Origin of the sequence: Rhodobacter maris, from assembly GCF_900217815.1 — a bacterium.
Taxonomy (GTDB): Bacteria; Pseudomonadota; Alphaproteobacteria; order Rhodobacterales; family Rhodobacteraceae; genus Rhodobacter; species Rhodobacter maris.
Genome location: NZ_OBMT01000002.1, coordinates 305,290 through 329,653, shown reverse-complemented (window position 1 = coordinate 329,653; position 24,364 = coordinate 305,290). Strand labels below are relative to the sequence as shown.

18 protein-coding genes and 1 tRNA gene are annotated in these 24,364 nt (G+C 64.7%); 11 read left to right on the top strand and 8 right to left on the bottom strand.

Annotated features, from left to right (window positions below; all coding sequences use genetic code 11):
* Window positions 1–178 precede the first annotated feature (178 nt).
* Window positions 179–823 (top strand): hypothetical protein, encoded by a 645-nt coding sequence (locus CRO22_RS18630; RefSeq protein ID WP_141399414.1) that lies wholly within the window; start codon window positions 179–181, stop codon window positions 821–823.
* A 191-nt stretch (window positions 824–1,014) separates the two neighbouring features.
* On the opposite strand, the gene CRO22_RS18625 is transcribed toward CRO22_RS18630, so the two are convergent.
* Complete coding sequence (locus tag CRO22_RS18625; RefSeq protein WP_176518552.1) at window positions 1,015–2,832, bottom strand: helicase C-terminal domain-containing protein; 1,818 nt, start codon at window positions 2,830–2,832, stop codon at window positions 1,015–1,017.
* The gene (locus CRO22_RS05715) at window positions 2,777–3,565 is read right to left on the bottom strand and encodes a DEAD/DEAH box helicase family protein (protein WP_097069155.1); all 789 of its coding nucleotides are present in this window, start codon (window positions 3,563–3,565) and stop codon (window positions 2,777–2,779) included. Before CRO22_RS05715 ends, CRO22_RS18625 begins: the two co-directional genes overlap by 56 nt.
* A gap of 551 nt (window positions 3,566–4,116) precedes the next feature.
* Between CRO22_RS05715 and CRO22_RS05710 the strand changes: the two genes are divergently transcribed.
* A complete protein-coding gene (locus tag CRO22_RS05710; RefSeq protein WP_176518551.1) occupies window positions 4,117–4,626 on the top strand; it encodes a BRO-N domain-containing protein in 510 nt (169 codons plus the stop codon).
* Window positions 4,623–5,045: a BRO family protein gene (locus tag CRO22_RS19420; protein WP_394341481.1), complete on the top strand. Its 423-nt coding sequence runs from the start codon at window positions 4,623–4,625 to the stop codon at window positions 5,043–5,045. The genes CRO22_RS05710 and CRO22_RS19420 overlap by 4 nt, the downstream gene beginning before the upstream one ends.
* Before the next feature lie 393 nt (window positions 5,046–5,438).
* Here the strand turns inward: CRO22_RS19420 and CRO22_RS05700 are convergent, their stop codons facing one another.
* From CRO22_RS05700 to CRO22_RS05690, 3 genes are all read right to left on the bottom strand, one after another.
* Entirely contained in the window at window positions 5,439–6,866 is a 1,428-nt protein-coding gene (locus CRO22_RS05700) for a site-specific integrase (RefSeq protein ID WP_097069153.1), read from the bottom strand.
* A gap of 86 nt (window positions 6,867–6,952) precedes the next feature.
* A tRNA-Gly gene (locus tag CRO22_RS05695) sits at window positions 6,953–7,026 on the bottom strand.
* Between the two features lie 62 nt (window positions 7,027–7,088).
* Window positions 7,089–8,588 carry an FGGY family carbohydrate kinase gene (locus CRO22_RS05690; RefSeq protein WP_097069152.1) on the bottom strand — a complete coding sequence of 500 codons (1,500 nt, stop codon included), beginning with the start codon at window positions 8,586–8,588 and terminating at the stop codon, window positions 7,089–7,091.
* A 289-nt stretch (window positions 8,589–8,877) separates the two neighbouring features.
* Between CRO22_RS05690 and CRO22_RS05685 the strand changes: the two genes are divergently transcribed.
* Both CRO22_RS05685 and CRO22_RS05680 read left to right on the top strand, forming a co-directional pair.
* Window positions 8,878–11,679 carry a [protein-PII] uridylyltransferase family protein gene (locus CRO22_RS05685; RefSeq protein WP_097069151.1) on the top strand — a complete coding sequence of 934 codons (2,802 nt, stop codon included), beginning with the start codon at window positions 8,878–8,880 and terminating at the stop codon, window positions 11,677–11,679.
* Window positions 11,666–11,935 (top strand): hypothetical protein, encoded by a 270-nt coding sequence (locus tag CRO22_RS05680; protein WP_097069150.1) that lies wholly within the window; start codon window positions 11,666–11,668, stop codon window positions 11,933–11,935. Before CRO22_RS05685 ends, CRO22_RS05680 begins: the two co-directional genes overlap by 14 nt.
* Window positions 11,936–11,939: 4 nt before the next feature.
* Here CRO22_RS05680 and eda read toward each other — a convergent pair whose 3' ends face one another.
* A complete protein-coding gene (gene eda, locus CRO22_RS05675; RefSeq protein WP_097069149.1) occupies window positions 11,940–12,590 on the bottom strand; it encodes a bifunctional 4-hydroxy-2-oxoglutarate aldolase/2-dehydro-3-deoxy-phosphogluconate aldolase in 651 nt (216 codons plus the stop codon).
* A gap of 140 nt (window positions 12,591–12,730) precedes the next feature.
* Window positions 12,731–14,563, bottom strand: coding sequence for a phosphogluconate dehydratase (edd, locus tag CRO22_RS05670; protein ID WP_097069148.1), 1,833 nt, complete (start codon window positions 14,561–14,563; stop codon window positions 12,731–12,733).
* A gap of 314 nt (window positions 14,564–14,877) precedes the next feature.
* Between edd and CRO22_RS05665 the strand changes: the two genes are divergently transcribed.
* The 6 genes from CRO22_RS05665 (at window position 14,878) to CRO22_RS05640 (ending at window position 23,104) form a co-directional block, all read left to right on the top strand.
* Complete coding sequence (locus CRO22_RS05665) at window positions 14,878–16,092, top strand: RSP_2647 family RNA methyltransferase (RefSeq protein WP_097069147.1); 1,215 nt, start codon at window positions 14,878–14,880, stop codon at window positions 16,090–16,092.
* On the top strand, window positions 16,092–16,652 hold the full coding sequence (locus CRO22_RS05660; RefSeq protein ID WP_097069146.1) for an RSP_2648 family PIN domain-containing protein: 561 nt from the start codon (window positions 16,092–16,094) through the stop codon (window positions 16,650–16,652). Before CRO22_RS05665 ends, CRO22_RS05660 begins: the two co-directional genes overlap by 1 nt.
* Window positions 16,653–16,817: 165 nt before the next feature.
* A complete protein-coding gene (gene zwf, locus CRO22_RS05655) occupies window positions 16,818–18,293 on the top strand; it encodes a glucose-6-phosphate dehydrogenase (protein WP_097069145.1) in 1,476 nt (491 codons plus the stop codon).
* Entirely contained in the window at window positions 18,290–18,961 is a 672-nt protein-coding gene (gene pgl, locus CRO22_RS05650; RefSeq protein WP_097069144.1) for a 6-phosphogluconolactonase, read from the top strand. Before zwf ends, pgl begins: the two co-directional genes overlap by 4 nt.
* Window positions 18,961–20,574: a glucose-6-phosphate isomerase gene (gene pgi, locus CRO22_RS05645; protein WP_097069223.1), complete on the top strand. Its 1,614-nt coding sequence runs from the start codon at window positions 18,961–18,963 to the stop codon at window positions 20,572–20,574. The genes pgl and pgi overlap by 1 nt, the downstream gene beginning before the upstream one ends.
* Before the next feature lie 115 nt (window positions 20,575–20,689).
* Window positions 20,690–23,104, top strand: a complete 2,415-nt coding sequence (locus CRO22_RS05640) for a plasma-membrane proton-efflux P-type ATPase (protein WP_097069143.1) — start codon at window positions 20,690–20,692, stop codon at window positions 23,102–23,104.
* Here CRO22_RS05640 and CRO22_RS05635 read toward each other — a convergent pair.
* Window positions 23,101–24,339, bottom strand: a complete 1,239-nt coding sequence (locus CRO22_RS05635) for an MFS transporter (RefSeq protein WP_097069142.1) — start codon at window positions 24,337–24,339, stop codon at window positions 23,101–23,103. The two genes, CRO22_RS05640 and CRO22_RS05635, sit on opposite strands and share 4 nt — an antisense overlap.
* Between the last annotated feature and the right edge of the window lie 25 nt (window positions 24,340–24,364).

Genomic DNA, 24,364 nt, shown 5'->3' with positions numbered 1-24,364 from the left:
CGGCCATCGCAGAGTTCCAATGCCGAGCGTGCGGATCCACGTGCCCGGCCCAAAACCGACATTCTGCTGCGACGCATACGCCTCGAGGGATCCCCCATAAGCGGACACTACGCACCATCTCGACAAGCGATTGTAATCGGAACAAAGTTCTCTGAAGTTCAACAATTTGGAGATCCCGATGCCCGAGCTTGGATTGTTTCAAAATATCTGGCAGAATTTAGCAATTGTAATCGCTATGTCCATCTTGATCGTCTGGGCAGGAAAATCGTTGGGCATCCTGAACTGGAAGCTATTGGATCTATGTGTCTTGGCCTTTGGCGCAGTGGGTTTTCTCACACCAGCTTTTGAAATTCAGAGAATGGGCTTCGAGATGGAGGCGAGCGCACAAAAAGGTTGGACAGTCGGTGAATTGTTGGGTTTGAAGATGGAGGCCGACGTACTGTTAATTAATTGCCAAGTATCGACTAGGTCAGAGTACTCCCCGCCAGACTTTGATCTCATAGTCGAAGAAAGAAACAAAGTTTGCAGATGGGCCAAGCAATTTAGTGATCTAGTAGGTGGCTTTGATCAGGATAACTACAAGGAGATTCCAAAAGAAATTTTCGCTTCATTACCGAGCATACGGGAGTTTTCTGGCGGATATCAAAAAGACCGCATTCTTGAGCGCTTGAGTGACTGGAATCAGCATGTACAAGATCGCCGCTCTGCTGAAGCTATGTCGCAAAGAATGTCGCCAATTGAACTCATCTTACTCTCGCCTTACCTTTTGGCTTTGGCTTTCGCTCTGGCAGTAGCAGCTGTTCTATGGAAGCCAAGACAATGACGGCCCAAAGCTGCCTCTCACGAGATGGCCCGTCGCTGCAGCGCGGCTCCAATGCGGCGGTAATCGATGGCATGATAAAGCAATATTTGACAGGTGCAGATCAGAAGCGCGGACCGAACTGCTGGGACCGAAGAATAAAGGACCTCTCGATTAAAGTCCTTCAAATTTTGTCAACTAAGTTAGCGAGATTTTCACATCAAAGACCTGAGCGGTCTTCGCGAGAAAGCAGTCGACAACCCGCCAATCTGATACTCTGGAAGCATGCCGAGTTCCTTCAGCATATGCCAACGCTCAAGCTGTGTCCTGCCAATCAGGTCGTCGATACGTGCAACAAAGCCGTTGCATACCTCGCAGAACTCATCTGGTGAGGTTAGAAACAGATGATCGCCCGGAGAAGCGCTGCTGCTTACGACACCCAGAGGGCCCAATACGATCACTCCACAGAAGCCGTATCCGTCATAATTCTCTTGCAACCATTCAATATGATTGAGCGATTGCCCGACCGCATCCTTCTTGTATGTCGTATCGCCTTCTTTTTTTTGGGTCTTCAGCTCGAACGCGATAAGCTCCCTTGTCTCCTCCGAGCTCCAGACGACGTCTGGCCCCTTCTTGAAAACATTGTCAGGTCTAGCCGTTTCAAAGCCGAGCAGTTCACCAATGACACGGCAAGCTTCTTCTCTTTCATTGGAAGACTTTGTTTTATTTCCAACGATTGCGATATTAAGCCTAAGCGAGGCCGCGAATTTCGAGAACGGGTTCCCGGCCTTCATATTCAAATCCGCCAACTTCCGTTGCACAGGGTTCTCGGTGTCTAGTTCTCCCTGCTCGGTATCGAACTTACTAATGAGAGGGACATTGAGCCTTGGCGTAAGCCTTGATCTGGCACGTGAGTAGTGCGTCGAGGCGGACCCTAAATCTCCATCCATTTCGTAGGTCATGCCTAGCCAGAGATCATACCAACCTGCGAGCTTAGAATCGACGGGTGCGATATTGTCGACAATTGACATGAGAGATTGTCGAGCCCTTTGACTATCCCCATGCCAAAGGTAGCTCATGAACTCACTTTCCGCCAACGCGCCAGTTGCCAGTTTGTCCTCTCGCTCTCGTACCAAGTTGATCGAGTCTTCACTTACCTCCAAGCCATCGATGGTTTCGCCATAAAAATCCAGCCAAGCTTTGTCACGAATCTTACTTTCACCCTTTCCAAGGATGTCATTCAACAGATTAACCAGTTGCTCGTTGCTTTTCTCACCTATCTGGTCTTGCAAACTTGCCCCCAAAAGGAATTGCTTGCGAATCAATGCTGGGAGCAGAGCGATATTTCTATCATTCTTGCACCAAGTATTCAGGTCGTGTCCGTATATAATGAACGCACCGTAGTCACTTCGGCCTCGGTTAATTCTACCCAGAAGTTGCGTCAGGCGAGTTGACGTTTTTGTAGCGTTTTGGCTCAACATTTGTAGAGCTTCGACTTGATAGCGTTCTTGGGAGTTGGAGCCACTTGGGCTCCCATCGATGATCATAATTCTACAAGTATTTTGTGGAAGGTCTATTCCGTCGACTCTAGACACCAAGCAGAATGCCCCTGAATCACTGTTGCGGAAATCATTCAGAGCTTCTGTGAAGTTGTCCACCAAAGGCGGCTTGCACACTTCCTTCCATACCCCCGCTTTTTTATAGCTGGGCACTGAAATGAGGACCTTCGACTCCACCTTCAGGCGCTTGGCCAAATCTATTTTTCCATCGGGGTCCTCCAGTAGAGAGCCAAGTATGATAACCCGCTCCCCGTTGCCAGCATCATTGTTGGGTTCAATTCTGTTAACTTTGGAGGTTCCAAATGCTCTTATGAAGTCCGTTGGATAGTCCAGCGTTGCAGACAGATAAATTCTCCTTGGGCAGTTCACGACATGCTCAAAATGAGCATTCGGAATGAATGGTGGGCAAATTTCAACTTCACGGGAGGACACATAGACTGCGCAACAGGCAATGTGCTCGAAAAGTTGAATCATGGGGAATAGAAGATCTTTGTACTTCCGATAATCGTAGGCTTTGAAGGATTCGATGATTGCAGCGGAATTTCTCGCTGCTGTCATAGGGGGGGCACAGCGTAGTCCCGCCGGATGCCTCGTCGACAACAAACTTTAGATGCTCCCCCTTCTTAATATTCTCGAACTCTGGTCGGACGATTTCGACTAGTCTTTTGTATAGGTCTTCATGATCGGCGGCCGAAACGGACACAGTGAGGCTATCTCGGATCAGTCTTTCCGATACGTGAGCATCGTCAAAAATTATCCCACCAAGCTTAAATTTCTTAAAGGGGGAGGTCGACACAAAGAGCGCTTGGTAGGTCGTTATGCAGAATGACTTGCCTGTTTCGAAACCGTCGTTGGAGAAATTTCCACCAGTCCGTGTAGTATAACTTAGGCCAAGTTTCTCGGCTTCGCGCGCGGTCTGTTCGACAAGGTCAATCGTACTGCAAACAAAGAGAACATTCTCTACGCCTTCGTTGACCAGACTCTGGGCTGCCATCAACCCGACAATGGATTTACCGGCGCCCGTGTTGAGGATTATCAGATTGTCATTTTTCGTTCGCGCCCCGTTCCACGCCGCGAGAGCGTCTGCCTGCCCCTTCCAAAGATCGTTGGGAGCGCCACCCGTATTTGGTGTCTTTTTGAAGATTTCAATTGGATCGGTTGGCGCTGACCTCGATTTAGGCCGAGACAGTTTTGAAAAGTCTACCATGGCTTGAATTTTCTTTCGGCTGAGTTGTCACACACTCGCACTACACTCCAAGGCTGGATCGAATTCAATGTTTTCCCGGTCTTCGCTGCTGGCCGTCCGCTGAAAGGATCGCCCCTTGGTCTGGCGTGAGTAAATCTCGTCAATCAGTGCAAACGACCATCAGTAGCAAGGCACGCCACCTGATCATAGCCGTCGTTAGCACAAAGCGCGGCAAATGTCCGCAATCCCCGCGCTCCGTGACGGCGCCATGATTCTCGCTGCGCCCTGCACGAGGGGCCGGAATGGGCTGCTCGGCTGCATCGCTGCGCCTTGCCTGAGCGACCGCCTTGAGAAGAGGCGCGTCAATGTGCTGCCCACGGCAATGGGCTGAGCGCGCGCCCCCGAGCGGTGGCAGCACCCTTCTCCCATCCTTTCCATTCTTTCGCATGGCGTCCCTGCGCGACCCGTTCGGCTGATCCTTTCCGGCCCCTCGGGGGCTCGTGGTGGGGCTGCCGGGGGCGTCATGCCGGGGAATGGACCCCGACAACCACCATCCCGAAAGGAAAAAACCTATGGAAAATCTCCCCGCCGTTGCCGTCGCCAATACCCGGTTCGGCAAGCTGCGCAGCGTCACGATTGACGGACAAGTCTGGTTCGTCGCGGCTGACGTGTGCAAGGCCCTCGGCCTGACCAACACCGGCAAGGCACTCTCCAACATATCCGCTAGTTATGTTGGGGAAATCCGCCTTTCAAACAGGGGCGGGCGTCCGCACAAGCTGGTCAATGAGTTCGGCCTGAACGATCTGGTCCTTGACTCCCGGAAGCCGACGGCCCGGGCCTTCCGCCGCCTCCTGACCTCCGAAGTCATCCCGTCGATCATGAAGCACGGGGTCTATGTCGTGGGGCAGGGCACCATGACCGACGATCAGCTCCGCGCCGCCGTGGGCGAACGCTCCGAGCGCTTGATCGAAGGCACCCGCGCCGAACGTCGCGCCCGCATCGCCGCCGACGTCGAGCGCTTCAAGCAACTGAACGGGCGCTATCCGAACGCCAAGGAACGGTTCTTCGTTGAGAAGCCGTGAGGGCTCGCGGGGGCGACGTTTCTGCGCGTCACCCCATCCGCCCCGTGCGCACCGTGACAATCGACGGCGAACCGTGGTTCGTTGCCCGTGACGTGTGCGACGTGCTGGGCTATGCCGACGCCGCCGATGCCATCGCCCGTCACTGCAAGGGGGGTCGCGAAACGCGATACCCTTACCGAGGGCGGCCCTCAGGAGATGTCTCGCCCGGATCAAGGCTCAGATGCGCGCCTAGGGGGCTCCTGATCACGGGGAAGGGGAGGAGGCGTGCGACGTGCTTGGCTCTGCCAGCACCGGCAAGGCGCTCGCCAACATATCCGCCAGTTATGTTGGGGGAATCCGCCCTTCAAGCAGGGGCGACCTTTCTGCGCGTCACCCATCCGCCCCAGAGAGCCCCCTGCCGCGCCCCTCTTCGTTCGTGAGCCCCACCCACACGGACCCCAAGAGGGCGCCCCAGCGGGCCTCCTGCGGCCTCCTAGAGGTGCTCCCACAGGAGCTCCTGATCGGGGACAGGGGGAGGAGGGACGGAGGAGATGTGCACCTTCTGACTATCTGATCGGGATAGAAGATTAGGGGTTGACAGAGAGGATATGCGCCCTCCGTGACCCCAACGAATCAATTACCACACAGCATAGGAGGGAGCCCCCCTTTACATGTTATATAAGATGTTAGGGGATGCCCAAAGTGAGTGGCTAGGCTGGGGCATGTCCAGCGTCCCGTGAGCGCCTCCCACTCCTCCCTCCTCTCCCCCAGATACCCAACGAGGCTCCTTCCGGGGCCTCTATTTTTTTACCCGTGCTGACCGTCCCAACACCTCACGACTGGGCCTCCGCGTCCACAGCGGGCAAGCCCAACGCCTTGCGCATCGCCTTTGTGGTCTGGCGCAGTTTCGCGACGTCGCCGCCATAGACCCGATCCCCCACGCCCCCGAGGGCATGACCGAGGATCAGGTTTTGGTCCAGCGACGACACTTCGGCCAGAATGAGGCGGTCCTTCATGTTGTGGCGAAGCGAATGGATCACATGCTTTTCGTCTGCCGATACCTGCCGCAAATGCTTCATCAGCGCCGCGGAGGCCGCGTCAGAGCCCCGCTTGCGGCCATAGGTGGGGAACAGCATGACGCCTTCCCGGGCCAGCCGCTGGGCCTCGATGGCCGCTTCCAGAGCGTCTCCCACAAGGGGAACCCGGCGGCGAGAGGAGGTGGTCTTGAGCGTTCGCAGGGCGTTCGGTTCAATGCGGAGATGCGGAAACTCCCCTTCCGTCGCCACATCCTCGACCAAGAGGCCTGTGACCTCGGCCAGACGGCACCCGGTCCCCTCGACCATGCGCCAGATCAGGGCCAATTCAGGGGCCGCATTGGCAAGCACACGCGCGCGGGTCTTTGTCAGCACGGCGGAGGGCAACGGGTCGCGCTTCTCCGAGGCCTTCTGCCCCTGTCCCTTCGCCACCCGCGCCACGGGCAAGCGGCTGAACGGGTTCGGCATCGTGTCGGGCATCCCGAACTCGACCTTGGCAAAGTTGACCACGGCGGAGAGGATCGCCAGTTCCCGCGACACGGTTGCCGCGCTCACCTTCTCACCGGTCCCGCGCCCCGTGGCCTTCACCCGGTCCAGCATGTGATCGCGGACGGCGCGGGCGTCTTCGCGGGTGATCGAGGTCAACAGAGGATCGCGCCCGATGGCGGCGATTGCGGCCTCCACGACGCGGCGCGCAAGCCCGACAACGCGGCTGTCCGTCTCCGGGCTGTCCGCTTTCAGATGCTCTTTCAGGTAGAGCCGCAGCGCATCCCCCAAGGTGGGCTCCGGGGGCCTGTAGCGTTCCGGCCCGAGGCGCAGAAGGTTGACCGTGTGGCGCGCAACCGGGGGCGCTCCGAGGGGCTCATAGCCGTCTTGCGGGAAGCTGTCCGCCAGCGCATCGGCGGTCAGCTCAAGGGCCTCTTCCGTCGCCCCCTTGGTGATCAGATCGGCCCGACGCCGCAGCGCCTCGGCATAGGCTTCGCGCTCCGATGCTCCCGGCCCCGATGCCGCCGCGGCCCCGGCAAGCCGCCGCTTCGCCGCCTCGATCTCGCGCTCCACTTGGGCGTGAACCTGCGGATAGGCGGCAAGGGCCTCCTTTCGGGAATCGCCCAGTTTGCGTTTGAACTCGCGCTTGGTGATGACCTCGGAAACGTCCTTGGGAACGCGGCGGCGGTATTGCCAGCTTCCCGATTTGGATTGCTCAACGTGCTTCAAGACAAGTCCCATGTGTGCCCCGTGTGTGCCCGAATGTGCACCGGAAGGAACGCAAGTGCCAGAAGATATTGAGAAAAATGACCACAAAGGGGGTCTGATGGAGCGGGTGACGGGAATCGAACCCGTATCTCTAGCTTGGAAGGCTAGGGTCTTACCATTACACAACACCCGCGCTGGAAGCCCTGATACATGGAGCGCGGGCTCCATGCAAGGGGCGGGCGGGCGTTCCCGGGCTCAGGCGAGGGATTGGGCCGGCAGGAGCGTGCGGGCGAGGGCATCCTTCCAGTCCGCGCGCAGGGCCGCGCGCGCGGTGTCCGGCAATGCGGGAACCAGCGGCGGGTCATGCGGCTCAAGCCCTGCGACTGTCTCGGCATCGCTCCAGAAACCGACCGCAAGCCCCGCCAGATAGGCGGCGCCGCGGGCCGAGGCATCGACGCTTTCCGAGGTGATCACCGGCTGGTCGAGGATATCGGCCACGCGCTGCATCAGGCGGCGGTTCCGGCTCGGCCCGCCATCGACGAAAAGTCGCCCGATCGGATGGCCGGAGCCTGCGCGGACGATCTCGACCACATCGGCGACCTGCAAGGCAAGGCTGTCGAGCGCGGCACGGGCGAGATGGGCGCGCCCCGAGCCGAAGCTGAGACCGGAAATCACCCCCCGGGCGGTCGCGTTCCAATGCGGGGCGCCGAGGCCCACATGGGCGGGCACGAGCGCCACGCCGAGCGATGTCTCGACGGTCTCGGCGAGGGCCACGAGGTCATCGACCGAGCCGAGCCCCAGCAGATCCGCGGTCCAGGGGAGGATCGAGGCGGAGACGAGGATATTGCCCTCGAACGCATAGGTGATCTGCCCGCCGATCTTCCAGGCGATGGTGGTGGTCAGCCCCTTCGGTGGCGCGCTGAACGCGGGAACCGTGGTCATGATCGACGAGCCGGTGCCGAAAGTCACCTTGCCGTCGCCCGGCCGCGTGGCGCCATGACCGAAAAGCGCGGCATGGCTGTCGCCGATTGCCGCGGCGACGGGAATGCCGTCCGGAAGCCCGGCCACGCCCGCGGTGCTGCCGAAGACATGAGCGCTTTCCGCCACGTCGGGCAGCACCTCGGGCGGGATGCCGAACAGCGCGCAGAGCGTTTCGTCCCAGCGCCCCTCGGCGAGGTTGAAAAGCTGCGTGCGCGCGGCGTTCGAGGCGTCGGTGGCATGGACGGCGCCGCCGGTGAGCTTCCAGATCAGCCAGGCATCGACCGTGCCCGCGCAGATCGTATCCGCGGCGCGGCCGCTCGCGTGGAACTCCAGAAGCCAGGCGAGCTTGGTCGCGGGGAACATCGGATCGAGCGGCAATCCGGTGCGGGCGATCACCTCGGGCTCATGGCCCGCGTCGCGCAGCGCCGCGCAGGCGGCAGCCGAGCGGCGGCATTGCCAGGTGACGACGGGGCCAAGCGGGGCGCCGGTGACGCGGTCCCAGATCAGGATCGATTCGCGCTGGTTCGAGAGCCCGATCGCGACGATCTCTGCCTGCGGTGCCGCGGCGACACAGGCAGAGATCGCCTGCTCGGTCGCGGACCAGATCGCCTCGGCGTCCTGCTCCACCCAGCCCGGCTCGGGGTGGCGGATCGGCACCGGGGCCGCGCCGCTCGCCCGCACCCGGCCCGTTGCGTCGAAGAGCACGGCTTTCGAATTCGTCGTGCCCTCGTCGATGGCAAGGATCATGCGCTCGGGATCTTTGGGCTCTGTCATGGGGGTCTTCCGCAGGGAGGGGGACCGGATCGGGCCGCATCGGTCCGGCCGGGCTTCCGGGCCGGAAGGCTCCGGTCGGGGAAGGCGGGCGGGCCGACACGGGGCCGGGCCGGGATCCACCGGGTGAATATCCAGTCGGCGCCACCTGAGCATTCGCGGGCGGCGCCGTCAAGCCGCAAGCCCCCGGGTTCGGGTGGGTTTCCGCTCTGCCGCGGGGGGCGCGACGGGCGGCTCGCCGCGCGGATCAACCGATGATTGACGCAAGACATTGGCCCGCTAATCTGGCGCCATGAGCTTTGCAACCGGCCTGACCCGGCAGCCCCTTGCCTTTGATCCTGCGCGTGGCACCGATGTCGCCGCGCGCTATGGTGATTTTTCAACCGAGATCCGCGCCCTGATCGCCGGGACGGCGGGGTCTTCGCCCTATCTCGCGGGACTTCTTGAGCGTGAGGCGGACTGGTTGCATACGGCGCTGGGGGAAGAGCCGCTGCTGCCTCTGGGGGCCGAGATCGCCCGGCTTGACGGCGTCGCGCTCGATCAGCTCGGGGCCGAACTGCGCCGCGCCAAACGCCGGGTCGCGCTGCTGGCGGCGCTGTGCGATCTGGGCGGGATCTGGGCGCTCGAACGGGTGACCTGGGCGCTCACTATGCTGGCCGATACCGCCGTGACGCTGGCGCTGCGTGGGCTCGTGGGCGAGGAGATCCGCCGCGGCAAGCTCCCCGGCAAAGGCCCCGAAGAGGCCGCGCGGGCGGGCGGCATGGTGGCGCTCGCGATGGGCAAGATGGGGGCGGGCGAGCTCAACTATTCTTCCGACATCGACCTGATCTGCCTTTTCGACGAGACCCAGTTCGCGCCCGAGGATCGGGCCGAGGCGCGCGCCGCCTTTATCCGCGTGACCCGCAAGATGGCGGCGCTGATCTCCGACAATACCGCCGAGGGCTATGTGTTCCGCACCGATCTGCGGCTGCGCCCCGATGCTTCGGTGACGCCGGTCTGCATCTCGATGGGGGCGGCGGAGCAGTATTATGAGGCCGAGGGTCGCACCTGGGAGCGTGCCGCCTATATCAAGGCGCGTCCCTGTGGGGGCGATCTGGCGGCCGGGGAGCGGTTTCTGACCGCGCTGACCCCCTTCGTCTGGCGCCGTCATCTCGATTTCGCCGCGATCGAGGACGCGCATGACATGCGTCTGCGGATCCGCGCCCACAAGGGGCTCGGCGGGCGCATCGACGTGCCCGGCCACAACCTCAAGCTCGGTGCCGGCGGCATCCGCGAGATCGAATTCTTCACCCAGACCCGGCAGTTGATCGCCGGCGGCCGGGACAGGGATCTGCGCGACCGGACCACGGTGGGCGGGCTTGCAAAACTTGCCGTCAAGGGCTGGGTGCCGGTCGATGTGGCGCGCGCGCTCACCGATCATTACCGCGACCATCGCGAGATCGAGCACCGGATCCAGATGGTCAACGATGCCCAGACCCAGGTGCTGCCCACGAGCGAGGAGGGGCTGCGGCGGGTCGCCTGCCTGATGGGCGAGGGCGATCTGGCGGACTGGAGTGCCCGGCTCAAGGCGCGGCTTGAAGAGGTCGAGGCGCTGACCAGCGCCTTTTTCACGCCCGGTCCGGAAGATGGCGCACGCCCCGATCTGAGCGAGGCGGCGCAGGCCCTTGTCGAGGGCTGGCGCGCCTATCCGGCGCTGCGCTCGGAACGGGCCTGCGCGATCTTCCGCCGCATCGAGCCGGAGATCCTGCACCGGATGCAGCGCGCCGCGAACCCCGAGGAGGCCCTGCGCCAGTTTGACGGATTTCTGGCGCGCCTGCCCGCGGGCGTGCAGCTGTTCTCGCTCTTCGAGGCGAATCCGCAACTGATCGAGCTGATCGTCGATATCTGCGCCACTGCCCCCGGGCTTGCCGCGCATCTGAGCCGCAATGCGGGCGTGCTCGATGCGGTGCTGGGAGGCTCGTTCTTCGCGCCTTGGCCGGGGGGCATGGAACTGGCGAAGGGCCTGGGTGCGGCGCTCGATGCGCAGCCCGATTACGAGAAAAAACTGGATACAGCAAGGCGATGGGCCAAAGAGATGCGGTTTCGCGTCGGTGTGCACCATCTGCGCGGGCTGGCGGATGCTGCGGAGGTGGCGCGCCAGTATGCCGATGTCGCCGGCGCGGCGGTGGCGGCGCTCTGGCCAGAGGTCGTAACCGAGTTTAGCCGCAAGCACGGGCCGCCCCCCGGCCGCGGCGCGGTGGTGCTGGGCATGGGCAGCCTGGGCGCAGAGCGGCTCAACGCCGCCTCCGATCTCGACCTGATCATGATTTATGACGCGCAGGGCGCGGAAAGCTCGCAAGGGCCGAAGCCGCTCGCCACGCGGCCCTATTTCGCGCGCCTCACCCAGGCCTTCATCACCGCGCTCAGCGCGCAAATGCCCGAGGGACGGCTTTACGAGGTCGATATGCGGCTGCGCCCGTCAGGGCGGCAGGGGCCGGTTGCGGTGTCGCTGGAAAGCTACCGGTCTTACCAGATGGAGGAGGCCTGGACTTGGGAGCATCTGGCGCTCACCCGCGCACGGGTGCTGGCGGGCGATCCGGGGCTCAGCGCCGATGTCGAAGAGGTGCGTTGCGCGGTGCTTGCGGCCAAGGGCGCCGATCCGCGCGTGATGCCGGATCTGGCCGAGATGCGGGCGCGGATCTTTGCCGCGAAGGCCCCCGATGGCGCCTGGGAGGCGAAGATCGGCCCGGGACGATTGCAAGATCTCGAGCTTCTGGCGCAAAGTTTCGCGCTGCGGGCGGGCGATCCGGCGCGGCGGGTCGAGGCGCAATTGCGCGTGGGCGCGCGGCGGGGCTTTGTCAGCAAGGAGGCGGGCGAGGTGCTGGCCTCCGCCTATCGCTTCCTGTGGCGCCTGCAGGCGGGCGGGCGGCTTCTGACAGAGGGCCCGCTCGATCTGGAAGCGATCGGCGAGGGCGGACGGGCGTTTTTGCTGCGCGAGGCCGATGAAGAGAGTTTCGAAGCGCTTGCCGAACGGCTTTTGCGCACCACATCCGGAGTGGCGCAGATCGTCGAGATGGCGCTCATGAAGAAGGACGAAAGCGATGGAGCTGCGTGAGGCCGATCCGAAAGGGCTGATCCGTGAAAGCTACCGGATCGAGGGGATTTCGGATGCGGAATGTCGCTCGATCTTTCTCGACTGGGCGCTGAGCCTGGAGGCGGGCACCGACCAGCGCGCCGCAATGCGCCTTGCGCTGGAGCACTACAGCACCGATCCGGCGCATCCGATGAGCCTCGTGCTCGCCGAGGGGGTGACGCAGGCGGCGAAAGCGCCGACCCGGCGCGGCGGGCGCACCGGGCGGGTTTCCGTCTGAGCGTTCAAGCTTTTGCGCGCGAGAGCGACGCGGCCTCGGCCGCAAGCGATTCGATCCCGGTCCAGTTGCCGGCATTCATCATGCCCGCGGGCGCGACCCAGGAACCACCCGCGCAAAGAACGTTCGGCAAGCTCAGGTAATCGCGCGCATTTTGCAGGCTGACCCCACCCGTCGGGCAGAAGCTCACCTGCGGCAGCGGCCCCCCCAGCGCCTTCAGCGCGGCCGGGCCGCCGGCATTGGCGGCGGGGAAGAATTTGAGCATCGTATAGCCCCATTCCAGCGCCTGCATGATCTCCGAGGCGGTGACGGCGCCGGGCAGAAGCGGCAGGCCTTCGTCTTCGCAGGCTTTCACGAGCTTTTCCGAAAAGCCCGGTGCCACGCCGAATTTCGCCCCCGCGGCCTTTGCCGCCTTCACATCGGCGGGCGTGATCAGCGTGCCCGCGCCGACGATGCCACCCTCGACATCGACCATCGCGCGGATCGCCTCGAGCGCGCAGGGCGTGCGCAGCGTCACCTCAAGCGCGGGAAGGCCGCCCGCCACCAAAGCGCGGGCAAGCGGCGCGGCATGGGCGGTGTCGTTGAGCACGATCACCGGCACGATCGGCGCCATGGCGCAGATTTCACGGGCGGTGGCGGATTGGTCGGCGGGGGTCATCTGAGCCTCCTGTCAGAAAAAGCCGGCCCCGCAGGGCGCGAGCGAGGGGGCCGGGCCGGTCGGCACGGCATTTGCGCGTCATAAAGACGTAAAATGGCGTCGGGCGAAAGGGGGCGCGTCGCGCCCCGGCCCGCTTGCGCTCACACCACCACCGAAGCGCCCTCGGGCGCGGCGCCTACATTGCGCCGGAACGCGGCGAAAAGCTCGCGCCCGAGCCCCTCGGTATTGCCGCTCAGATCCGCCTTGACGGGGGCGCGGCGCTCGAACCCCTCGGTGAGGCAGTCGAGCCGCCCGGTCACGGCATCGAGCCGCAGGATGTCGCCATCGACGAGCCTTGCAAGCGGCCCTTCGGCGCAGGCTTCCGGCGAGACATGGATCGCTGCGGGCACCTTGCCCGAGGCGCCCGACATCCGGCCATCGGTGACGAGCGCCACCTTGAGGCCGCGGTCTTGCAGCACGGAAAGGGTGGGGGTGAGGGAATGCAGTTCGGGCATGCCATTTGCACGCGGCCCCTGAAAGCGCACGACAACCACGGTGTCAGACGTGAATTCGCCCCGCTTGAACGCTTCCCGGACAGCGTCCTGATCGTGGAAGATCCGCGCGGGCGCCTCGATCACATGGCGCTCGGGGGCCACGGCCGAGACTTTGATCACGCCGCGGCCAAGGTTGCCCGCAAGCTGCTTGAGCCCGCCGGTGGGGGCAAAGGCCGTGGCGGCGGGGCGCAGGATCTTGTCGTTGAGGCTCGTCTCCGGCCCTTCGACCCAGGTGAGCTTGCCGTCGAGGAGCTTCGGTTCCCGCGTATAGGCCGCGAGCCCCGGCCCCCAGACCGTTTGCGCATCGCCATGAAGGAGCCCCGCGCCGAGCAGGTGGCGGATCAGGAATTGCAGCCCGCCCGCGGCATGGAAGGCGTTCACATCGGCAAGCCCGTTCGGATAGACCTTGGCAAGGAGTGGCACCGCGTCCGAGATCTCGTCGAAATCCTCAAGGTCGAGTTCGATCCCGGCGGCGCGCGCCATTGCCGGCAGATGCAGCACGAGGTTGGTCGAGCCGCCCGTTGCCATCAGCCCCACCAGCCCGTTGACGAAGGCGCGCTCGTCAAGAATTTCGCCCGCCGGGCGGAAGTCGTTGCCGAGCGCGGTGATCTCCGCGGCGCGCCGTGCCCCCGCCACGGTGAGCGCCGCGCGCAGATCGGTGCCGGGGCTCACGAAACTCGCACCTGGCAAGTGCAGCCCCATGAATTCCATCAGCATCTGGTTGGTGTTGGCGGTGCCATAGAAGGTGCAGGTGCCCGGCGCGTGATAAGAGGCCATCTCCGCCTGCATCAGCCGCTCGCGCCCCACTTCGCCGGTGGCATATTGCTGGCGCACCTTCGCCTTTTCGTCGTTCGGAATGCCTGAGGGCATCGGCCCGGAGGGCAGGAACACCGCGGGCACATGGCCGAAAGTGGCCGCCGCCATGATCAGCCCCGGCACGATCTTGTCGCAGATGCCGAGGTAAAGCGCGGCGTCAAAGGTGTTGTGGCTGAGCGCCACCCCCGCGGCGAGCGCGATCACATCGCGCGAAAAAAGGCTCAGCTCCATGCCGGGCTGGCCTTGGGTGACACCGTCGCACATCGCGGGCACGCCGCCGGCCACCTGCGCCGTGGCGCCCACCGCGCGCAGCGCCTCCTTGATCTGGTCGGGGTAGGCACCATAGGGCGCATGGGCGGAGAGCATGTCGTTATAGGCGGTGACGATGCCGATGTTCGGAACCCGGCCGGCGGCGAGATCGGCTTTGTCCGTGCCCATGGCCGCATAGGCATGGGCCTGATTGCCGCAGCTCAGATGCGCCCGCGCCGGGCCCGCCTGCGCCGCCGCACGAATCCGCGCCAGATAATCCTCCCGCCGGGGCCCGGAACGGGCGCGAATCCGCTCGGTCACCCGCGCGATCGTGGCATTGAGCGGCGGTAGGAGAGGCGGGGCGGGGTCTGTCATGGCGTCCTCCGGAAGGCTGAACGGCCGGGCAGGGCTCGGCCGTCATGGGCTTGGCGCGCCGGGAGCGGCGCGCGAGGCGGAGCAGGGCAGCGGAGCACAATCGCGCCGGTTCCCTACCGGCTCCAGGGCAATCTAGGTCGTTAGCGCTAACCATTCAAGCCCGCAGGCTCCGGGTGCCGATCCGTTCTCTCCGTGATGCGCCCAATACCGGGCGAGGTCCAGCGGGAACTGTCGGGCTCCTGCAGCGGCGGGCTTTCGCCGCGGCGCAACTCGGGCTAGAGCGGGGCAACAGCTCTCAGATGTGAAGGCCCGCCATGTCCGATCCGATCCTTGCCGATGCGAAGACCCGTCCCGTGGTGCGGCTGCGCCCGAAGGCCGAGGCGCGGGCGATCCGTCATGGTTTCCCCTGGGTCTATGCCGATGAGCTGGTGACCGACCGGCGCACGCAAGCGCTTGCCCCCGGCACGATCGCCACGCTCGAAGATGCCGAGCGCCGCCCGCTGGCCACGGTGACGGTGAACCCGCGCTCGAAGATTATCGCCCGCGTGCTCGATCGCGATGCGGAGGCCGAGATCGACCGAGGCTGGATCGCGGCACGGCTCGCCCGTGCGCTGGAGCTGCGCGAGCGGCTCTTTGAGGCGCCCTTCTACCGGCTGGTCCATGCCGAGGCCGATGGCCTGCCCGGCGTGATCATCGACCGGTTCGGCGCGGTTGCCGTGGTGCAGCCCAATGCCGCCTGGGCGGAGGCGATGATTGGCGAGATCGCCGCGGCGCTGATCGACGTCACCGGGGTTGAAACGGTGATCAAGAACGGCTCGGGCCGGGCCCGCGGCCTTGAGGGGCTGCCCGAGGAAACCCTTGTTCTGCAAGGTCAGATCGAGGCGCCGGTTCCGGTTTCGATGAATGGCGCGACCTATATGGCCGATGTGATGGGCGGCCAGAAGACCGGGCTGTTCTACGATCAGCGCCCCAACCACGCTTTTGCCGCGCGGCTGGCCAAAGGCGCGCGCGTGCTCGATGTCTTCTCCCATGTCGGCGGTTTTGCGCTGGCGTGCCTTGCAGGCGGCGCAGAGCACGCGCTCGCCGTCGATGCCTCGACCGCGGCGCTCGATCTTGCCACCAAGGGCGCGGACGCGATGGGGCAGGGCGCGCGGTTCGCCACCCGTCAGGGCGATGCGTTCGCCACGCTCGAGGCTCTGGGCGCAGAGGGCGCGCAATTCGATCTGGTGATTTGCGACCCGCCTGCCTTTGCGCCCGCCAAGCCTGCGCTCGAAGCGGGTCTGCGCGCTTATGAGCGTGTGGCCCGGCTCGCTGCGCCGCTCGTCGCGCCGGGGGGCTATATCGTGCTCTGCTCCTGCTCGCATGCGGCCGACCTCACCCAGTTCCGCAATGCCTCCGCGCGGGGCTTGGGCCGCGGCGGGCGGCGCGCGCAGCTTTTGCACACGGGCTTTGCCGGGGCGGATCACCCGATGCTGCCGCAACTCGCCGAATCGGGCTATCTGAAATCGCTCTTCTTCCGGCTCGACTGATGCGGGCCGCGCCGCAAAAGGCGCTCCTTGACGCTTGCGTGCTCTACCCCACGGTGATGCGCGAGATCCTGATCGGCTGCGCGGAGGCGGGGCTCTATGCGCCGCTCTGGTCCGAGCGGATCCTGGAGGAATGGGCACGGGCTGCCGCGCGGCTCTCGGCGGGGGATGAGGCGGTCGCCCGCGGTGAAATCGCGAGCCTAAAGGCGCGCTTTCCGCGGGCTGTCGTGCCGGTGCGTGCCGGGCTCGAGGCACGCCTCCACCTGCCCGACGAGAACGACATCCATGTGCTGGCCGCCGCCATCGCGGGCGGCGCCGATGCGATCGTGACGCAAAACCGCGCCGATTTTCCGCGCGCCACGCTCGCTGCCGAGGGGCTCGCCCGGCTCGATGTCGATGCCTTTCTGCTCGCCCTTCTGGCGGACGCCCCCGAGGCGGTGGTGCGGGCGGTGGAAACGGTGCGGGCGCAGGCCGAGGCGCTCTCTGGCCAGCCGCAGCCGCTCCGCGCGCTTCTCAAACGTGCGCGGCTCTACCGGCTTGCCAAGGCGATCGAGGCGCTTTGAGCGCGGATCACTGCCGCTTGACCAAGCGTCAAAGCGCTTTGAGTTCGCCGCCACCCGGGCTAGACTTGAGCCCTGCGCCACGGTAGGAATTTGGTTCTTGTTACCGCTAACACTGGCGCCAGCCGCGAGGGAGGGCCAGTCGTGCCTAGAATCGGAGCCAGCCCCATGGTGTCGCGTGTCATTCCGGTGGACCTGTTCGATCTCGTGATCTTTGGCGCCACGGGCGATCTGGCCCAGCGCAAGATCCTGCCCGGGCTCTACCGGCGCTTTTTCTCCGGTCAGATGCCGCAGGGCGCGCGCATCATCGGCGCCGCCCGTTCCGAGATGGATGCCGAAGGCTTCCGCGCCCAGGTCCGCACCGCGATCGAGGAATTCGTCGACCCCGCCAAGCGCGATCCCGCCGATATTGCCGCTTTCCTCGAAAGCCTCGATTATGTGCCGGTCGATGCCACCGGCGAGGCGGGCTGGGAGGCCCTGCGCGACAAGATTACCCCCGGCCGGGTCCATGCCTTTTACTTCTCGGTCGCGCCGATGCTCTTTGGCCCGCTCGCCGAGCGGCTCAAGGCGCATGACATCGCCTGCGAGGATGCGCGGATCGTGGTGGAAAAGCCGTTCGGGCGTGATCTCGCCTCGGCGAAGGCGCTCAACGCCACGCTGGCCGCGCATTTCGAGGAAAGCCAGATCTACCGGATCGACCATTACCTCGGCAAGGAGACGGTGCAGAACCTGATGGCGGTGCGCTTTGCCAATATCCTGTTCGAGCCGCTCTGGAACGCGCAATATATCGACCATGTGCAGATCACCGTGGCGGAAACGGTCGGCGTGGGCGGGCGCGGCGCCTATTATGACAAGTCGGGCGCCATGCGCGACATGGTGCAAAACCATCTGATGCAGCTTTTGTGCCTGATCGCGATGGAGCCGCCCTATCACTTCGACCCGGATGCGGTGCGCGACGAAAAACTGAAAGTTATCCGGGCGCTGCAGCCCGTTCCTGCGGCCGATATCGTGCGCGGCCAATATGCGGGGGTGAAAGCGTCTGCGACCCGCGCGGCGCAACCCGGTTATCTCGCCGACAGCGAGAACCCGGAGAGCCGCACCGAGAGCTATATCGCGCTCAAGGTGCAGGTGGCGAACTGGCGCTGGCAGGGCACGCCGTTTTACCTGCGCACCGGCAAGCGACTCCGGGGCCGGGCCTCGGAGATTGCGATCACCTTCAAGGCGCCGCCGCATTCGATCTTTGACGAGGAGGAGGCGCGCTGGCCCGAGAACGTGCTGGTGATCCGGCTGCAACCCGACGAGGGGATGAACCTCAAGGTGATGATCAAGGAGCCGGGCCCGGGCGGCATGCGACTTGTGCAGGTGCCGCTCGACATGTCTTTTGCCGAGGCGCTGGGCGAGGAGGGGGCCGATATTCCCGATGCCTATGAGCGGCTCGTGATGGATGTGATCCGCGGCAACCAGACGCTGTTCATGCGCGGCGACGAGGTGGAGGCGGCCTGGGCCTGGACCGATCCGATCATCGCCGGATGGGAGGCGCGCGGCGACAAGCCCCGGCCCTATGATGCCGGCTCCTCCGGCCCCGAGGATGCGCTGATGCTGATGCACCGCGACGGGCGGCGCTGGCGGGAGATCCGCGAATGAACTTTGTTGAATATCCTGATCGCGACCTGCTGATGCTGGCGCTCGCGGACCGGATCGCGAGCCAGCTGCGCCGCGCGCTTGACGTGCAAGAGCGCGTCACGCTCTGCGTTCCGGGCGGCACTACGCCCGGGCCGGTGTTCGAGGTGCTCTCCGATCTCGAGCTCGACTGGGGGCGCGTCAATCTGCTCCTGAACGACGAACGCTGGGTCGATGAGACCTCGCCGCGCTCGAACACGGCCCTTTTGCGCCGTCATCTGCTCAAAGGCCGCGCAGCGGCGGCCTCGCTCGTGCCGCTCTATCTGCCCGCCCCCGCGCCAGAGGACCGGATGGAGGAAATTACTCAAGGCGTTCAAGCGGTTCTGCCGCTTACTGTGCTTTTGCTCGGGATGGGCGAAGACATGCACACCGCCTCGCTCTTCCCCGGCGCCGACCGGCTCGAAGAGGCGCTTTCCGAGGCCGCGCCGCCCGTGATGGCGCTGCGTGCGATGGCCGCAGGCGAGCCGCGTATCACGCTGACGGCCCCGGTCCTGCGCGCCGCGATGCATTGCCATTTGCTGATCACCGGGGCACAAAAGCGCTCAGCACTTGAACGCGCCGGGACGCTTCCCGAGATCGAGGCCCCGGTGCGGACCGTTCTTTCACATGCAACGATCCATTGGGCCCCATGATGAACCGTTTTGCTCCGCTGCTTGCCCATGCCGAGACCGTCAAGGACCGGCATATTCTCGATCTTTTCGCCGCCGCCCCCGAGCGCGCGCGCGATTTTGCCGCCGAGGCGGGGCCGTTCCTCTTCGATTATTCGAAGACGAATATCGATGCCGCGGGGCTCGCGCTGCTCATCGATCTGGCCGAAACGACCGGCGTGGCGGAGCGGCGCGCGGCGATGTTTGCGGGCGCGAAGATCAACGAGACCGAGAACCGCGCCGTGCTGCATACCGCCTGGCGCAGCCCGGCCGAATCGATCCTTGTCGATGGCCATGACGTGATGCCGCCGCTGCGCGCCACCCTGGCGCGGATGGGTGCCTTTGCCACGGCCTTGCGCGAGGGGCGCTACACCGGGCAGGGCGGGGCGATCACCGATGTCGTCAATATCGGCATCGGCGGATCCGATCTTGGCCCGGCGATGGCGGCGCTTGCCTGCACCGCCTTTGCCACCGGGCCGCGGCTCCATTTCGTCTCCAATGTCGATGGCGCGCATATCCATGACACGCTTGCCGGGCTGAACCCGGAAACGACGCTGGTGATCGTGGCCTCGAAAACCTTCACCACCATCGAGACGATGACCAATGCCGAAACGGCGCGGGTCTGGATGGCGGAAGTGGTGAAAACCCCGGCCACGCAATTTGCCGCGATCTCCTCGGCTGTCGACAAAACCGCCGCTTTCGGCATTCCGCCCGAGCGGGTGTTCGGCTTCGAGGATTGGGTCGGCGGGCGCTATTCCGTCTGGTCGCCGATCGGGCTGAGCCTGATGATCGGGATTGGCCCGGAGGCGTTTGCGCGCTTTCAGGCCGGGGCTGCGGCGATGGATGCGCATTTCCTCAACGCGCCTTTCAGTGCGAACCTGCCGGTGCTGCTGGCTTTGGTGGGGCTGTGGCACAATCAGGTTCTCGGCCATGCCACGCGCGCGGTTTTGCCCTATGAACAAAGGCTTGCGCGGCTTCCGGCCTATCTGCAGCAGCTTGAGATGGAGAGCAACGGCAAGCGCGTGAGCATGGATGGCGCCGATCTGCCCTACCATTCCGGCCCGGTGGTCTGGGGCGAGCCCGGCACCAATGGCCAGCATGCCTTTTACCAGCTCATCCATCAGGGCACCCGCGTCGTGCCTTGCGAATTCATCGTCACTGCGCGCGGTCTTGAGCCTGATCTTGAGCACCAGCACCTTCTTCTCGTCGCCAATTGCCTTGCGCAATCGGAGGCGCTTTTGCGCGGTCGCTCGCTGGAGGACGCCACCGCGATCATGCGCAAAAAGGGGCTTGAGGGGGCAGAGCTGGAGCGGCAGGCGCGCCACCGCGTCTTTCCCGGCAACCGCCCCTCGACCACGCTCCTCTTCGATCAGCTCACGCCGGAAACGCTGGGCGGGCTGATTGCGCTTTATGAGCATCGTGTGTTTGTCGAGGGCGTGATCCTTGGCATCAACAGCTTCGACCAATGGGGCGTGGAGCTCGGCAAGGAGCTGGCGCTGGCGCTCGCTCCGGTGCTGGAAGGCAAGGCGGATGGGGCGGCCAAGGATGGCTCGACCCGCGCGCTGGCGGAACGGATTCGCGAGCTGCGCGGGCTCTGACGCCGGGCGGCGCACAATGGCGTGACGGAGGGCAACCGCGGCTTGCGCCCGGGCGTTGAGGGGCGTGTAATCGCCGCATCGCGGCGAAAGCCGCGCTGCCCGAAGGGAGCCCGCGATGACCGCCGCACCAAGCCGCCCCGCCCATACCCGCCCTGACCCGAAAACCGCAGACCTGCCCCCGACGGACCCGGCGACGGGTCTTTCGGCGGCCGAGGCTGCGGCACGCCTCGCCCATTTTGGCCCGAACACGATCGAGAGCGCCGAGAAATCCCTGCTCGCGCGGATCGCAGGCTATTTCTGGGGGCCGATCCCCTGGCTGATCGAGCTGGCCGCGGTGCTCTCGCTGATCTTGCGCGACTGGTCCGATGTGGCGGTGATCACCACGATGCTTCTGGTCAATGCCGCGGTGGGCTTTTTTGAGGAGAACAAGGCAAGCTCCGCCATTGCCGCGCTGAAAGGGCGGCTGGCTCCCACCGCGCGGGTGAAGCGCGCGGGTCAATGGCAGCAGATCGCGGCTTCCGCACTCGTGCCCGGCGATATCGTGCGGCTCTCGATCGGGCAGATCGTGCCCGCCGATATGGAGCTTGTCGCGGGGGATTACCTTTCGCTTGATGAATCCGCGCTCACCGGCGAGTCGCTCCCGGTCGAGAAAGCGCTCGGAGATCTCGCGCAATCGGGCGCGGTGGTGAAGATGGGCGAGATGACCGGCTGCGTCACCGCCACCGGCATGCACAGCTATTTTGGCAAGACCGCGGCCCTGGTCGAAAAGGGGGCGGCGCCCTCGCACTTCCAGCAAGCGGTGCTCAGGATCGGCAATTTTCTGATCGTCTCGGCGCTGGGTCTGGTGGTCGTGATCCTTGCCGTTTCGATCTGGCGCCAGGATCCTTTCCTTGAAACGGTGCAGTTCGCGCTCATCCTCACCGTTGCCGCGATCCCGGTGGCGCTGCCCACGGTGCTCTCGGTCACCATGGCGGTGGGGGCAGAGCGGCTCGCCAAACGCGGCGCCATCGTCTCGCGCCTTGTCGCGATCGAGGAGCTCGCGGGCGTCGATGTGCTCTGCTCCGACAAAACCGGCACGCTGACGCTCAACAGCCTCACGGTCGAAAAACCGCAGCCCGCGCCCGGCGTGACGGCGGGCGAGTTGTTGCAGGCGGCGGCGCTCGCGTGCAATGCCGAGGCGCCCGATGCGCTCGACACGGCGGTTTTGCGTGCGGCGGATGGCTTGCCAAAACAGGGCGCACAGGTCACCCGCTTCACCCCCTTCGATCCGGTCCGCAAGCGCACCGAGGCCGAGGTCAGCGGGGCAGCAGGGCCATTCCTTGTTTCAAAAGGCGCGCCGCAGGTGATCCTTGATCTCGTCACCCCGGAGCCCGCGCTGCGGGCACGCGTTGAGCAACAGGTGGAAGACCTTGCCGCCGCGGGGTTCCGCGCCCTTGGCGCGGCGCGCGCCGAGGCGGGCGGGCGCTGGCGCTTTTTGGGGCTCTTGCCAGTCATCGACCCGCCGCGCCCCGATGCCGCCGCCACCATTGCCGAGACCGAGCGGATGGGGGTGGATGTGAAGATCGTCACCGGCGATCACGAGGCGATTGCCCGCCAGATCGCCGGCAAGCTCGGCCTTGGCAGCCGGATCCTTCCGGCGGGTGATCTGCTTGCGGGCGATGATGCGACGGTCGCGCGCGCCGTGCGCAAGGCCGACGGCTTTGCCCGCGTGCTCCCCGAGCACAAATTCCGCATCGTCGAGGCGTTGCAAAAGGGCGGCGCCATCGTCGCGATGACCGGCGACGGGGTGAACGATGCCCCCGCCCTCAAACGCGCCGATGCGGGCATTGCGGTGAGTGGCGCAACCGATGCCGCCCGCGCCGCCGCGGATCTTGTGTTGACGGACAAGGGCCTGTCGATCATCACCACCGCGCTGGAGGAATCGCGCCGTATCTTTGCGCGGATGACAAGTTACGCCACCTTCCGCGTGGCGGAAACGATCCGGGTGCTTTTGTTCATGACACTCGCGATCCTCGCCTATGACTTTTACCCCGTCACCGCGATCATGATCGTGCTGCTCGCGATCCTGAACGACCTGCCGATCATGATGATCGCCTATGACAATGTGGCCGTCTCTCCGCGCCCGGTGCGCTGGGACATGCGCCGCGTGTTGCGCATTGCGGGGGGGCTGGGCGTGATGGGGGTGATCGAGACGTTCCTGTTGTTCTGGTTCGTCGACAGCCATCTGCATCTGCCGCGCGCGGAGATCCAGACGCTCATTTTCCTCAAGCTGCTCGTCTCGGGACATATGACGCTTTATGTGACCCGCGCGCAGGGCTGGTTCTGGTCGCGCCCCTGGCCCTCGCTCAAGCTCTTCGCCACCACGGAGGCGACGCAGGTTCTGGGCACGCTGATCGCCGTCTACGGCCTCTTCGTGACGCCGATTGGCTGGGAGGCGGCGCTCTGGGTCTGGGCCTATTGCCTCGCGTGGTTGCCGGTGGAGGGGGCGCTCGCCATGGGCCTGCGCCGCCTGACCCCGGCGCGTGGCTAGCGCGTTTCGCGCGGGCGCAGCGCGAGCCAGATCAGCGCCGCGCCTGCCAGCGTCAGGAACGGCAGCATCGCCATGTTGACCGCCTGCCAACCCGCCACAGGGTCACCGGCTGCCGAACAGTTCATCAAACCGCCCGAGGAGAGCGAGGCAAGGAACACCCCGCCAAAGACCACAAAATCGTTCATCCCCTGCACATGGCCGCGCTCTTCGGGGCTATGCGCCGCCGAGAGCATCGCGGTTGACCCGATGAAGCCGAAGTTCCAGCCCAGCCCGAGCAGGATCAGCGCAAGGAAGAACTGCTCAAGGTTGACGCCGGTGAGCGCCACGGCCCCCGAAATGGCAAGAATGAAGAGCCCGATGCCCACGATCACCTCCCGCCCGAACCGGGCAATCAGATGGCCGGTGACGAAGGAAGGCAGATACATCGCGAGCACATGGGCGGAGACGATATTGGCGGCATCGGTCGTCTCATGCCCGCAGCCGACAACCGCGAGCGGCGTTGAGGTCATCACGAGGTTCATCAGCGCATAGGAGACCATGGCGCAAATCATCGCCACGGCAATTTGCGGGTCTTTAAGGAGTTCAAGCCGCGTGCGCCCGCCCTGCGGCGCCCCCTTCGCCCGCCGCCCCGGCGCGGGGCTTTTGAGAAAGGCGAAGAGGACCGGCCCGAGTGCGTTGATGCCGATGATGGCGAGATATGTCGCGAGGAAGGGCACGACCATCGCCTGCGCGGTGAGCTTGACGAGTTGCGGCCCGATGATCGCGGCGGCAAGCCCGCCCGCCAACACCCAGGAAATCGCCTTCGATTGCAGCGCCACCGGCAGCCCGTCGGTCGCGGCAAACCGGTAGAACCCCTGCGCCGACATGTAGACCCCCGCGAAGACCGCGCCGAGGCAGAAGAGCGCAAACGAGCCCTCGGACAGCGCATAGGCCGAGATCGCCGCGCCGATCGCGCCCGCGGCAGTGGCGAGGAGGAAGCCCGCGCGCCGCCCGAAGGCCGCCATAAACTCCGACATCGGCTGCGCGCTGAGCACCGAGCCCAGCACGATGAGAGACAAGGGCAAGGTGGCCCAGCAGGGGTTGGGGGTCAGTGATTTGCCCGCAAGCCCCCCCACGGTGAAGATCATCGACATCTGCGCGCCCAAAAGCGCCTGTGCCGCGACCAGCACGAGGATGTTGCGCCGCGCCACGGGGGAAGCGGGGTCGGGGGGCAGAAGGCCGGATGTATCTTTCATGCTCAAGCCCTAGCGCGCGTGTTGA

What these genes read in the sequence shown, in the direction of transcription:
- CRO22_RS18630 (WP_141399414.1), top strand. Translation starts at nt 179, where the DNA reads ATGCCCGAGCTTGGATTGTTTCAAAATATCTGGCAGAATTTAGCAATT.
- CRO22_RS18625 (WP_176518552.1), bottom strand. Translation starts at nt 2,832, where the DNA reads ATGATTCAACTTTTCGAGCACATTGCCTGTTGCGCAGTCTATGTGTCC.
- CRO22_RS05715 (WP_097069155.1), bottom strand. Translation starts at nt 3,565, where the DNA reads ATGGTAGACTTTTCAAAACTGTCTCGGCCTAAATCGAGGTCAGCGCCA.
- CRO22_RS05710 (WP_176518551.1), top strand. Translation starts at nt 4,117, where the DNA reads ATGGAAAATCTCCCCGCCGTTGCCGTCGCCAATACCCGGTTCGGCAAG.
- CRO22_RS05700 (WP_097069153.1), bottom strand. Translation starts at nt 6,866, where the DNA reads ATGGGACTTGTCTTGAAGCACGTTGAGCAATCCAAATCGGGAAGCTGG.
- CRO22_RS05690 (WP_097069152.1), bottom strand. Translation starts at nt 8,588, where the DNA reads ATGACAGAGCCCAAAGATCCCGAGCGCATGATCCTTGCCATCGACGAG.
- CRO22_RS05685 (WP_097069151.1), top strand. Translation starts at nt 8,878, where the DNA reads ATGAGCTTTGCAACCGGCCTGACCCGGCAGCCCCTTGCCTTTGATCCT.
- CRO22_RS05680 (WP_097069150.1), top strand. Translation starts at nt 11,666, where the DNA reads ATGGAGCTGCGTGAGGCCGATCCGAAAGGGCTGATCCGTGAAAGCTAC.
- eda (WP_097069149.1), bottom strand. Translation starts at nt 12,590, where the DNA reads ATGACCCCCGCCGACCAATCCGCCACCGCCCGTGAAATCTGCGCCATG.
- edd (WP_097069148.1), bottom strand. Translation starts at nt 14,563, where the DNA reads ATGACAGACCCCGCCCCGCCTCTCCTACCGCCGCTCAATGCCACGATC.
- CRO22_RS05665 (WP_097069147.1), top strand. Translation starts at nt 14,878, where the DNA reads ATGTCCGATCCGATCCTTGCCGATGCGAAGACCCGTCCCGTGGTGCGG.
- CRO22_RS05660 (WP_097069146.1), top strand. Translation starts at nt 16,092, where the DNA reads ATGCGGGCCGCGCCGCAAAAGGCGCTCCTTGACGCTTGCGTGCTCTAC.
- zwf (WP_097069145.1), top strand. Translation starts at nt 16,818, where the DNA reads ATGGTGTCGCGTGTCATTCCGGTGGACCTGTTCGATCTCGTGATCTTT.
- pgl (WP_097069144.1), top strand. Translation starts at nt 18,290, where the DNA reads ATGAACTTTGTTGAATATCCTGATCGCGACCTGCTGATGCTGGCGCTC.
- pgi (WP_097069223.1), top strand. Translation starts at nt 18,961, where the DNA reads ATGAACCGTTTTGCTCCGCTGCTTGCCCATGCCGAGACCGTCAAGGAC.
- CRO22_RS05640 (WP_097069143.1), top strand. Translation starts at nt 20,690, where the DNA reads ATGACCGCCGCACCAAGCCGCCCCGCCCATACCCGCCCTGACCCGAAA.
- CRO22_RS05635 (WP_097069142.1), bottom strand. Translation starts at nt 24,339, where the DNA reads ATGAAAGATACATCCGGCCTTCTGCCCCCCGACCCCGCTTCCCCCGTG.